General features: G+C 59.4%; 10 protein-coding genes and 1 pseudogene. 10 read left to right on the top strand and 1 reads right to left on the bottom strand.

The annotated features are described in order from the left end of the window. Window positions 1-2 precede the first annotated feature (2 nt). From AAEZ06_RS19250 to AAEZ06_RS19290, 10 genes and pseudogenes are all read left to right on the top strand, one after another. Window positions 3-1,622 (top strand): ArnT family glycosyltransferase, encoded by a 1,620-nt coding sequence (locus AAEZ06_RS19250; protein WP_256666381.1) that lies wholly within the window; start codon window positions 3-5, stop codon window positions 1,620-1,622. Between the two features lie 226 nt (window positions 1,623-1,848). Then, window positions 1,849-2,556 (top strand): HPP family protein, encoded by a 708-nt coding sequence (locus AAEZ06_RS19255; protein WP_149414936.1) that lies wholly within the window; start codon window positions 1,849-1,851, stop codon window positions 2,554-2,556. Window positions 2,557-2,714: 158 nt separating this feature from the next. Beyond that, window positions 2,715-3,821, top strand: coding sequence for an enoyl-CoA hydratase/isomerase family protein (locus AAEZ06_RS19260; protein ID WP_149414935.1), 1,107 nt, complete (start codon window positions 2,715-2,717; stop codon window positions 3,819-3,821). Window positions 3,822-3,824: 3 nt separating this feature from the next. After that, entirely contained in the window at window positions 3,825-4,976 is a 1,152-nt protein-coding gene (locus AAEZ06_RS19265) for an acyl-CoA dehydrogenase family protein (protein ID WP_149414934.1), read from the top strand. Between the two features lie 1,121 nt (window positions 4,977-6,097). Further along, window positions 6,098-6,277 (top strand): annotated as a pseudogene (locus AAEZ06_RS28615) (HAMP domain-containing protein); the annotation flags it as partial. 48 nt (window positions 6,278-6,325) lie between these two features. Further along, window positions 6,326-7,138, top strand: a complete 813-nt coding sequence (locus AAEZ06_RS28620; RefSeq protein ID WP_502948042.1) for a methyl-accepting chemotaxis protein — start codon at window positions 6,326-6,328, stop codon at window positions 7,136-7,138. A gap of 89 nt (window positions 7,139-7,227) precedes the next feature. After that, complete coding sequence (locus tag AAEZ06_RS19275; protein ID WP_350615668.1) at window positions 7,228-7,677, top strand: SRPBCC family protein; 450 nt, start codon at window positions 7,228-7,230, stop codon at window positions 7,675-7,677. Window positions 7,678-7,851: 174 nt separating this feature from the next. Further along, window positions 7,852-8,298: a DUF411 domain-containing protein gene (locus tag AAEZ06_RS19280; RefSeq protein WP_350615670.1), complete on the top strand. Its 447-nt coding sequence runs from the start codon at window positions 7,852-7,854 to the stop codon at window positions 8,296-8,298. A gap of 3 nt (window positions 8,299-8,301) precedes the next feature. Next, window positions 8,302-8,733, top strand: coding sequence for a YqaA family protein (locus tag AAEZ06_RS19285; protein ID WP_149414930.1), 432 nt, complete (start codon window positions 8,302-8,304; stop codon window positions 8,731-8,733). A gap of 64 nt (window positions 8,734-8,797) precedes the next feature. Then, window positions 8,798-9,811: an alpha/beta fold hydrolase gene (locus AAEZ06_RS19290; RefSeq protein WP_350615672.1), complete on the top strand. Its 1,014-nt coding sequence runs from the start codon at window positions 8,798-8,800 to the stop codon at window positions 9,809-9,811. Between the two features lie 108 nt (window positions 9,812-9,919). On the opposite strand, the gene AAEZ06_RS19295 is transcribed toward AAEZ06_RS19290, so the two are convergent. After that, on the bottom strand, window positions 9,920-10,723 hold the full coding sequence (locus AAEZ06_RS19295; protein ID WP_350615674.1) for a nitrilase-related carbon-nitrogen hydrolase: 804 nt from the start codon (window positions 10,721-10,723) through the stop codon (window positions 9,920-9,922). Between the last annotated feature and the right edge of the window lie 622 nt (window positions 10,724-11,345).

Below are 11,345 nucleotides of genomic sequence, written 5' to 3' on the forward strand. Positions count from 1 at the left end.
ACGTGGATATAGTTCCAGCACCGCTGCTTGGCGCCACGATCCGCAGACACTCCCTAGGCCTTGGGCTGCTGGCGTTGATGCTGTTCATCGCCGGCAACTGGGACCAGGCGATTATCGGTTTTGACTCGCGCTTTGTGTTGTTCGCCCAGGAGATGCTGCGCCATGGGCCGAGCTTCTTTCCCACAACCTACGGGCAGCCCTATGCGGACTACCTGGCGACGTCGACCCTGTTTACCTGGTTGTTGTCGCTACCGCTGGGGCGCATTACCAGCCTGACGGCGTGGCTGCCGACGGCCATTGCCTCGGCGATTATCGTCACCTTGATCTACCGACTGACAGCGCCCTACTCCCGGCGCTGGGCGCTGCTGAGCATCGCCCTGCTGCTGCTCAGCAGCACCTTTATCAGCGAAACCCGCTCAGTGTCCCTGGACCAGATGCTGGCTGCCGTAGCCCTGACGGTGTTTTACCTGGGCTACGCCCATGATCACTTCGGTGGCGGCAAACGCTGGCATTGGCTGCTGGCGTTGTTGCTCCTGGGCTTTGCCATTCGTGGGCCGATCGGCCTGGTGATTCCCACCGGTGTGTTGTGCAGCTATTACCTGATCAACCGGCAATGGCGTCAGTTGTTCAGCTTCGGTTTGCTCGCGTTGGCGTTGCTGGTGGCCTGTGTTGGCCTGCTGTTGCTATTGGCCAAACTCAGCGGTGGTGAAGCGTTCATGCAGGACGTGATCCGCATGCAGTTCCTCGGCCGCATGGATGGCAGCGAAGGTTCCAGTGGTGTGCTCTATTACTTCACCAGTTCGTTGGGCAACTATGCCCTGGCGTATCCATTGGCGATCCTGGTGCTGATTGCCGTCCTGATCAACGGGCGGCGACCGTCTGATCCGGCGCTGCAGTTGTTGCTGTTTTGCGCGGCTGCCGGGTTGATCGTGATGCTGGGGCTGTCGATCCCGCAGGCGAAGAAGGCCCGTTACATGCTGCCGATGATCCCCATGGCGGCAATCATTGCGGCCTACCCTTTTCGGGGTGTTCAGGGGCGGCTCTTTGCCTGGTTGCGGGGATTGATGCTGGGGGTGTGGGCGCTCATACCGACGCTGTTGATTGGCGCCCTGTTGATGGCCCGTCATCGCTTCCCCGAGCAGTTGAATAGCCTGGGCCTGGTGTTCACCGTGCTGGCCGTGCTGCAGGTGCTGCTTCTGGGCATACTGTTGAAATGGCGCTGGCAGCCAGTAGGCCCGGCCTTTTGTTCGGTGCTGGCGGTGTGGTCGACCTACATCATGGTGGTGGAGCCGCTGGAACGCAGCCTTTATGACACGCGTACCTTTACCCTGGGTGCCCAGGCCCTGATCCAGCAGCATCCGGCGCCGCTGGTGCTGCATGCCCTGGGTAAGGACGGCAAAGCCATCAAGTTCATGGTCAACCTCAATTGTGACCGGGTGCCCTTGTTCACCCAGTTGCCCTCTGAACTCGCCCTCGTTCAGGGGCCGGCCTGGCTGGTGATGAGCCAGGCCGACTTTGAAGGGTCGAGCGACCCGCGCGTGCGCGTGCTGTCACCTGCACTCAGCGGGCAGTTCGACAAAAACCCTTACGTGCTGCTGAACCTGAGCAAGGCTGAGCGCTGACAACCGTCAGCCTGGCCTGCCTGGATGGAGGGGCCACTGGGTTCAAGGTGATTAACTCCAAAATTACTGCACTTAACGTGCATTAATATGCATTGGCGAGGGTTTTGTTTGATCGGCACACTGCATCGGTTCTTCCCCCAAATGTTGGAACTTTCGAAGGGCTTTCCGGGAAACCAGAGAAGCCCTTCTTTTTGTTGCCCGCCTTTTTATTCTGGATCGTCGATTAATGCTTGCTCGCTGGTTCCCCGCTGCCATCAATACCCGCCCCGCCGAATGGAGTCGCGCCGCCATCGGCATGGCCTTGGGCACTCTGTTCAGTGTCTGGCTCTGTGCCCAGGTGTTTGGCATGGACGTCGCCATGCACCTGATTGGCCCCTTGGGCGCGTCTGCCGTGTTGCTGTTTGCCGTTTCATCCGGTGCGCTGGCCCAGCCGTGGTCAATCGTTGGCAGCTACTTGTGTGCCAGTGTGGTGGCATTGCTGGTAGCAAGAGTACTGGGCCGCACGCTGGGCAGCGCGTGCCTGGCCGCTGGCATGGCGCTGATCCTGATGTGCTGGCTGCGCTGCCTGCATCCGCCGTCGGGCGGGCTGGCAATGACACTCGTGTTGGCAGACCCGGCGACCATCGCCCTGGGTTGGCAGGCAATCGGCCCAGTCATGCTCGGTGCTGGCACATTGCTGGTGACGGCCATTGCCTATAACAACCTGACCCGTACCCGTTACCCCAAGGGCGCGGTAGAGGCGCCGGTGATCATGATGGGCAATCGCCTCCAGGAGCCTGATCCCAAGATCACTGCCGTTGACCTGGAGCGGGCCCTGGCCGAAATGGAGCAGTTTTTCGACGTCACGCCCACGGAACTGGAGCAACTGATCCATACCGCTGAAGATCATGCCCGGCGCCGCAGCATTGGCCAGGTATTGGCGGGGCGGGTCTAGGCAGGCCAGGCCGTTTTTTTGATAATAACTACCCTGCATAAATGCAAAGACGACCTGCAGTATTCCGAGTTGTACTTGGCAAATTTGCACTGGTACGATCGGGAAATGGTTCGTCCGCGAACATTTTAATAAAGAACAATAAAAGCAGGGAGTTACAGATGACTGCTCAGGCTCCATCCCAGGCGACGTGCAGCGCCGAGTCCCTCCAGGACGACGTCCTCGCCGAGATACGCAACCACATCGGCCACCTCACCCTCAATCGCCCTGCTGGCCTTAATGCCATCACCCTGGACATGGTCCGCAGCCTCACCCGGCATTTGCAGGGTTGGGCTGACGACCCGCAAGTTCACGCCGTCGTCCTGCGTGGTGCCGGGCAAAAAGCCTTCTGCGCTGGCGGCGACATACGCTCGCTGTACGACAGCTTCAAGAACGGCGACACCCTGCACCAGGATTTTTTCGTCGAAGAGTACGCCCTCGACCTGGCGATTCATCATTACCGCAAACCTGTTCTCGCGCTGATGGACGGCTTTGTCCTGGGCGGCGGCATGGGCCTGGTCCAGGGCGCCGACCTTCGGGTGGTCACTGAACGCAGTCGTCTGGCGATGCCAGAGGTTGCCATCGGTTACTTCCCTGACGTCGGTGGCAGCTATTTCCTGCCGCGTATTCCCGGTGAACTGGGCATCTACCTCGGCGTAACCGGCGTGCAGATCCGCGCTGCCGACGCGTTGTACTGTGGGCTGGCCGACTGGTACCTGGACAGCGCCAGGCTGGCGGAACTTGACCAGCAACTCGATCTCCTGCAATGGCATGACTTCCCGCTCAAGGATCTCCAGGGCCTGCTGACCAAACTGGCAGTGCAGCAGCTTGCCGACGCGCCGCTGGCTAAATTGCGCCCAGCCATCGAACACTTCTTCGCCCTGCCCGACGTGCCCAGCATCGTTGAGCAATTGCAGCAAGTCACCGTCGCTGACAGCCACGAATGGGCGTTGGATACGGTCAAGCTGATGCAGGGCCGCTCGCCACTGGCCATGGCGGTGACCCTGGAAATGCTCCGGCGTGGTCGGCACCTTGCATTGGAAGACTGCTTTGCCCTGGAGTTGCACCTGGACCGTCAGTGGTTTGCCCGTGGCGACCTGATCGAAGGCGTGCGCGCCCTGCTGATCGACAAGGATAAATCCCCGCAATGGAACCCGCCGACTCTGCAGGCGCTGGATGCCGGCCACGTCGAAAGCTTCTTCTGTGACTTCGAGCAGAACAGGAACTAATCCATGCAAGATATTGAATTTACAGAAGAACAAGTCATGATTCGCGACATGGCGCGCGACTTTGCCCGAGGCGAAATCGCGCCCCATGCCCAAGCGTGGGAAAAAGCCGGCTGGATCGACGATGCCCTGGTGACGAAGATGGGCGAACTGGGCCTGCTGGGCATGGTGGTCCCGGAAGAATGGGGCGGCACCTATGTCGACTATGTGGCTTACGCCCTGGCCGTCGAAGAGATTTCCGCCGGTGACGGCGCCACTGGCGCGCTGATGAGCATCCATAATTCAGTGGGTTGCGGCCCCATCCTCAACTACGGCTCACAAGAGCAGAAAGAAACCTGGCTGGCCGACCTTGCCAGCGGCCAGGCCATCGGCTGCTTCTGCCTGACCGAACCCCAGGCCGGCTCCGAAGCCCACAACCTGCGTACCCGTGCCGAGTTGCGGGACGGCCAATGGGTGATCAACGGCGCCAAGCAATTTGTCAGCAACGGCAAACGGGCCAAGCTGGCCATCGTCTTTGCCGTGACAGACCCGGAACTGGGCAAGAAAGGGCTTTCTGCATTCCTCGTTCCCACTGACACGCCAGGTTTTGTGGTGGATCGCACCGAACACAAGATGGGCATCCGCGCTTCGGACACCTGTGCAGTCACCCTCAATCAATGCACCGTGCCCGAAGCTAACCTGTTGGGCGAGCGTGGCAAGGGCCTGGCCATTGCCTTGTCCAACCTGGAAGGCGGCCGCATTGGCATTGCCGCCCAGGCCCTGGGCATTGCCCGCGCCGCGTTCGAGGCGGCGTTGGCTTACGCCCGTGACCGGGTGCAGTTCGACAAGGCAATCATCGAGCACCAGAGCGTGGCCAACCTGCTGGCTGACATGCAGACCCGCCTCAATGCCGCGCGTTTGTTGATCCTGCATGCTGCTCGCCTGCGCAGTGCTGGCAAGCCGTGCCTGTCAGAAGCATCCCAGGCCAAGTTGTTCGCCTCGGAAATGGCGGAAAAGGTCTGTTCCTCGGCGATGCAGATCCATGGTGGCTACGGCTATCTGGAAGATTACCCGGTGGAGCGCTATTACCGGGATGCACGGATAACCCAGATTTATGAAGGGACCAGTGAAATCCAGCGGATGGTGATTGCTAGAGAGCTAAAGAACTATCAGCTGTAAGCTATTGAAATATTGGTCGTTCATCCTGATCGTGGACGACCTTCCCCTCATGCGCTCGAACACTCTTGCACCATCGTACCTAAAGCTCCTTCTTTCCAGGCCGATAGCCCTACGAAGCTCTAAAAAAGCCGCGTTGAATAATAAAACGCTTCGTAAGGACGACCCCCATGCCCCCATTGCGCTCTATCCAAGCCCGCTACACCCTGTTCCTGGTGTTATTCGTCCTGCTGCTATTCGTCTTGACGGTCGTGGGCATAGGACAGTTGGTGGCTCCCAAGCTTCGGCAAACCGAGGAACAGGTCGCCCTCAACCGTATTGCCGAGGTGGCTGAACAGATCCAGGGCGAACTGAACAAGGTCCAGGCCCAGCAGCGCAGCATCACCCAAACTATTCCCCTGCTCGACAGCGATGCCATCGACAAGGTGTTGCCCGGCCTGGTGGACCAGTACGGCGAACTGAAAGTGTTCGGCGGCGGCATCTGGCCCCTGCCCAACCAGCGCACACCGGGGCGCAACAAACACAGCACCTTCTGGCATCGCGATGTGTCGGGCAAGCTGGCGGTCAATACTTTTTGGAACAGCGACGCAGCCCCTAACTATTACGACCAGACCTGGTACAAAGGCGGCATGGCCACACCTCGGGGCCAGTGCGCCTGGGCGGCGGCCTACAAGGATGACGCCAGCCAAGAACCGCGCACCAACTGCGCCATGGTGATCCAGCGCGATGGCGCGCCCTACGGCGTTGCCACCATTGACGTGACCCTGGGCTTTTTCAATGACCTGGTAGCTCGCAAGGAAAAAGACATCGGTGGGCAAATGCTGATCGTCGAAAGTGACGGCAAGATCATCAGCAACAGCTCGCGCATCAGCGGCCAGGTGGTGCTGAAAAACATCAGCGAACTGGCAGGCACCTCGGCGTTTGCCGCCCAGGTCAGCGCCGGCCTGGTCCATCGCGACCAGCCGTTGCAACGCAACGAGTTCGATAATCAGGGCGTAGCCAGCACCTTCTTTATGCGCCCTATTGAAGGCACACCGTGGTTCCTTGCCACCGCCCTGCCCACCTCGCTGATCACCGCCCAGCGCGATGACGTGCTCGGCACCTTGAGCCTGTTGCAGATCCCCATGGTCCTGCTGCTGGTGCTGTTGCAGGTCTATGCGATTCGCCAACTGGTGCAGCGCATGAAGGCCTTGAAAACCAATATCGATGCGCTGTCCGCCGGCGACGCCGACTTGACCCGGCGTATCACCATCCACACCGAGGATGAATTGGGTGCCATTGGTCATTCGGTCAACCGCTTTATCGTCTACCTGCAAAACATGATCGGCGAAGTAACCCTGGCCACCGGCGCCATGTCTTCAAGCCTGGCGCAGTTGCAGCAAACGTCGGCCCAGACCAACCAGATCCTGGTACGCCACGCCTCGGAAACCGACCAGACCGTCACGGCCATCACCGAGATGAGCTCCACCGCCGACACCGTGGCGCAAAACGCCGCTGAAACCGCCGCCTTCACCCAGAGCGCCAACGAACACGCAGACCGTTCGCGAATCGTCGTGGGGGAAGCCTCCAAGAGCGTCAGTGCCTTGATCGGCGAAGTTTCCAGCGCCACCCATACCGTGGAAAACATGCGCCAGGACGCCCAGCGCATCACAGAGACACTTGGGGTGATCGGCGCCATTGCCGGCCAAACCAACCTGCTGGCGCTCAACGCGGCGATTGAAGCCGCCCGTGCCGGCGAGCAGGGACGCGGGTTTGCCGTGGTGGCCGATGAAGTGCGCGCCCTCGCCGCCCGGACTCAAGCCAGCACCTCGCAAATCAACGAAATGCTCGCGCGCCTGACCCTGGGCGTCACTTCCTCGGTCACGGCCATGGAAAATACCCAGGCCAGTTGCCAGTCGGCGGCCGATGCCACCGCTCGGGTCAACAGCGGGCTGGATGAAATGGCCGGCTCCGTCAGCCATATCAACAACCTGAGTACTCAGATCGCCACCGCTGCCGAACAGCAAAGCGCGGTGACCGAAGAGATCAACCGCAGCATGGTGCACATTCGCCATATGGTTGAAGAGTTGGTGCAAAGCGGGCACGCCACTGAAGACAATACCCAGAGTTTGCTGGAGGCTAATGGCCAGGTTATTGCGTTGATGGGCCGCTTCAAAGTGCGTTGACAAAAAGCCCGAACACTCCCGTGCGATGTACGGGAGCGCGACTATTCTGACAGTCCTAGTGCCCACTTTCGCCACACAGGAGGTGTGTCATGAATGCCGTTGAGCAGCCGAACCGCCTTGAGCGGATCAGCCAGGAACGCTATATCCAGGCCCCCATCGAAGCTGTCTACGACTACGTGACCCAACCGGATCGCTGGCATGAGTGGCATCCAACTTCCCTGAGTGCCGACACTGGCACCCACGGTTCGCTGCCCGCCGGCCACCGTTTCACCGAAATGATCGACCTGCTGGGCGTGCGAGTGCCCTTGAGCTACAGGGTGCAAATCGCCGTGCCGCCCCGTGAGTTCAAGACTGTATTCACTTCACCGACAGTGGATGGCTGCATTCACTACGTTCTGCAGGCGCAAGGTAGCGGCACCCTGTTCAAGCGCGTTCTCAGTTATGAGACTGAGTTGCAACTCACCACCCTGCATGAGCGCATGACAGAACTGTCGAATCAGGCTCTGGAGCAGCTCAAGCAACACCTGGAAAACGCCTGACCTGACAAAACCGTCATCTTCCCCTCAGTTTGCCGACAGCTCTAGGACGCTAGGCTACTGCGTCCTGGAGCTGTCAACCTTCCGTATAATCTCGAAACATAACCAGGCGACCCTTTTCTCAAAAGCGCGGAGAATGCGTTATCTCCGTACATTTCGTTACCTATGGGACCTTCGATGAAAACCACCCTGCGCCTGACCCTGCTGTCGGCCCTGTTCATGACTACCCTGGCCCAGGCTGCCGAGCTGATCCCGATTGATGTGCATCGCGATGCCAATTGCGGTTGCTGCAAAAAATGGATCAGCCACCTGGAAAGCAACGGTTTCAAGGTCAATGACCTTGTCGAAACCGACATGAGCGCAGTCAAGCAGCGCCTGGGTGTTGCGCCGCGCCTGGGGTCCTGCCACACGGCGGTGATCGACGGTAAATTCGTCGAAGGCCATGTGCCCGCAGAGCAGGTTCTGGCCCTGCGCAAGCGCGACGATCTGCTGGGCGTCGCCGCACCGGGCATGCCAATGGGCTCGCCGGGGATGGAAACGGACGGCATGAGCCACCCTTATCAGGTCATCGGCCTGACCCGCGAAGGCAAAGACGTAGTGATCGCTGACTACCCGGTACACTGATAGATGCTGGCGGGCTACCTGGGACTGTTTTTCGCCGCTTTCGGTGCGGCGACGCTGTTGCCGATGCAATCGGAAGCGGTGCTGGTGGGGCTGCTGCTCAGCGGCCATTACAGCCTGTGGTTACTCCTTGCCATCGCCACCCTTGGTAATGTCCTGGGCTCAGTGGTTAACTGGCTGCTGGGCCGCTCGGTTGACCGTTTCAAGGACCGCCGCTGGTTCCCCGTCAGCTCCGCGAAGCTGGATAAGGCACGCGTTCACTATCAGCGCTGGGGGCATTGGTCGTTGCTGCTCAGTTGGCTGCCGATCATCGGCGATCCACTGACACTGGTGGCTGGGGTGATGCGCGAGCCGTTATGGCGGTTTTTGCTGATCGTGAGCCTGGCCAAAGGTACCCGCTACGGGGTGCTGGCGATGCTGACCCTGCACTGGATCTGACCGGCGTTAATCTACGCTTAATCCCTGCGCGACAGCATCCGGACATCGTCTTTGGAGCCCGCCCATGTCTATATCTCGCTCGTTTTGCCTTGCCGGCCTGCTGCTCGGCAGCACCCTTCCCGCTTTCGCCGCGAGCGAAGGCCCAGCTTACGGGCCTGAGCTGCAAGGCTTTGAATACCCTTACCCAATCGAACACTTCAGCTTCCAGTCCCAGGGCAAGGCCCTGCAAATGGGCTACATGGACGTACCCGCCAAGGGCAAGGCCAACGGTCGCAGCATCGTACTGATGCACGGTAAGAACTTCTGCGGCGCCACCTGGGACGACTCGATCAAGGCCCTGAGCGACGCTGGTTACCGGGTAATCGCTCCCGATCAAATCGGCTTTTGCACCTCCAGCAAACCGGATCATTACCAATACAGCTTCCAGCAACTGGCAATCAACACTCACCAACTGCTGGAAAAGCTTGGCATCCAGAAAGCCACTTTGCTGGGCCACTCCACCGGTGGCATGCTCGCCACACGCTACGCCCTGCTTTATCCGCAGCAAACCGAGCAACTGGCGCTGGTCAACCCCATTGGCCTGGAAGACTGGAAAGCCCTCGGCGTGCCCTATCGCAGCGTCGACCAATGGTACGAGCGCGAGCTGAAGCTGAGTGCCGAAGGCATCCGCAACTATGAGCGCACCACCTACTACGGCGGGCGCTGGAAGCCGGAGTTCGACCGCTGGGTCGAGATGCTTGCCGGCCTGAACAAAGGCCCCGGCCATACCCAGGTGGCGTGGAACTCGGCGCTGATTTACGACATGATCTTCACCCAGCCCGTGTACTACGAGTTCAAGGACTTGCAGATGCCTACCCTGTTGCTGATCGGCACGTCCGACACCACGGCCATTGGCAGCGATATTGCGCCGCCAGCGGTCAAGGCGAAGATCGGCCACTACGAAGTGTTGGGCAAACAAGTGGCCAAGCTGATTCCCCACGCCACCCTGGTGGAATTCCCGGGCCTGGGCCATGCACCGCAGATGGAAGAGCCAGCGCAGTTCCACAAGGCGCTGCTGCAAGGGCTCAACTCCCTTTAAATCCAACCTTTTGAGGTTCTGGTGAATGGCATCAGGGCCGTGAGGAGCATGTCACTGGGCTGCAACTGCAGATAGGCTCAGTGAGAGCGAAGCTGCGATTTGCGGCATTTAGGGGAGGTTCCGGCTGGGGGCGAAAGATAAAGCATAGCGACTTGCCTCTTCCATCAAGTCATCACACATAGGATTCGCCTTGAGAACATGCGCAGCTGGGTCGATTGTCGACAAGCCAAGCGACGTCTTTTCTGTGGCGGATGCCCAAACTTCTCCCATAGGCCCGACAATTTGGCTTTCACCTCTGAATGTCGCCTCTTCGCCTGCATACATTTCCACACCGGTACGATTGGCACAGATTAGCGGAGTGGCGTTTTCCATTGCCCGAATGCGCGCAAGCTGGGTTGTCCAGGGTCCACCATAGTTGGCTGGGCAACACAATAACTGCGCACCTTGGCGCACCAGCAGGCGAGCGGCTTCTGGCATCCAGAGGTCAAAACAAGTAAGAACGCCAAAACGGCAGATTCCGTCATCGAAGCACGCTAATGCATCGCCTGGGGTAAAAAGGGGCTTTTCTATGCGTGACAGGTGGCACTTGCGTTGTTTCCCCAGCCAGCGCCCGCGCGATACGACAATCGCCGTGTTGTAGATGTGATCGCCGTCACGCTCAGCGATGCCAGCAATTAGCGTTGCATTCTTGTCTGCCGATAGTTGCAGTAAGAACTGCGCGGTTGGCCCATCGAACGCTGATTCAGCATGAATAAACAATGCCTCACGCGAGCTGTGAAAATAACCGATGGTGCAAAGCTCGGGCATGACCAGGAGATCAAATTGTGCCGCGTCTACACTGTCGCGAATCTGCTTGAAATTTGCTGCTGGGTCGCCAAATGAAACGGGATACTGCAAAAAAGCAGTCAGCATGAGTTTCCCAACTGTTATGGGGTTTTTCTGGGCCCAGGCTGATCTTCCTTTGGGCGGCGTCAAGTTGAACTATACCCTAGCAGCTCTGCCTCCTTCGTTATCCCGGTTACGCGCTGGCCAGCGATAGCGTGCTGCCCGGTCTGGGCATTGAGTGGGTAGCCGACAGGTTCAGGCTGCCCCGAAAGTTAGGCCCAGGAGGATGTTCCTGGCGCCGGAGCATCAGCGCACCATTATCGAGCGTTTTGACATTCGGCGCGCCAGCCGCGACCAATAACGGCACATGAACCGAATCCGCTGGCGCCTGAATGTGGCACGCGGGTTGTTGTGGTATGCCTGCCATGGGTATCTATGCATCTTTGCCGGCAGGGTTTTCAGGCTGGACTGGGCTTGGGTACATATCCGTTATTTTAGTCATGGCGGCTTAGGGTTACGCCCTTACGGCGTGTCACTTTCGAAAAGCCAGAATGCCGGCCCAGACGAAAGTAACCAAAGCGCTCTTGCCCCACCACTTGGTGCCTCGCTTAGGCTCGGCATGCCCGAACGAAGGCATTGCTCCGTGGGCCGCCGCGATGGGCCATCCTTGGCCCAACACGGCTAAACCGGCGTCCTGCCGGTTTACCCA

Origin of the sequence: Pseudomonas sp. HY7a-MNA-CIBAN-0227 (assembly GCF_040310325.1) — a bacterium.
In the GTDB taxonomy this organism is placed as follows: Bacteria; Pseudomonadota; Gammaproteobacteria; order Pseudomonadales; family Pseudomonadaceae; genus Aquipseudomonas.

Bases quoted from the DNA above. Each gene is read 5' to 3' on its own strand.
- AAEZ06_RS19255 (WP_149414936.1), top strand. From the start codon at position 1,849: ATGCTTGCTCGCTGGTTCCCCGCTGCCATCAATACCCGCCCCGCCGAA.
- AAEZ06_RS19260 (WP_149414935.1), top strand. From the start codon at position 2,715: ATGACTGCTCAGGCTCCATCCCAGGCGACGTGCAGCGCCGAGTCCCTC.
- AAEZ06_RS19265 (WP_149414934.1), top strand. From the start codon at position 3,825: ATGCAAGATATTGAATTTACAGAAGAACAAGTCATGATTCGCGACATG.
- AAEZ06_RS28620 (WP_502948042.1), top strand. From the start codon at position 6,326: ATGTCTTCAAGCCTGGCGCAGTTGCAGCAAACGTCGGCCCAGACCAAC.
- AAEZ06_RS19275 (WP_350615668.1), top strand. From the start codon at position 7,228: ATGAATGCCGTTGAGCAGCCGAACCGCCTTGAGCGGATCAGCCAGGAA.
- AAEZ06_RS19280 (WP_350615670.1), top strand. From the start codon at position 7,852: ATGAAAACCACCCTGCGCCTGACCCTGCTGTCGGCCCTGTTCATGACT.
- AAEZ06_RS19285 (WP_149414930.1), top strand. From the start codon at position 8,302: ATGCTGGCGGGCTACCTGGGACTGTTTTTCGCCGCTTTCGGTGCGGCG.
- AAEZ06_RS19290 (WP_350615672.1), top strand. From the start codon at position 8,798: ATGTCTATATCTCGCTCGTTTTGCCTTGCCGGCCTGCTGCTCGGCAGC.
- AAEZ06_RS19295 (WP_350615674.1), bottom strand. From the start codon at position 10,723: ATGCTGACTGCTTTTTTGCAGTATCCCGTTTCATTTGGCGACCCAGCA.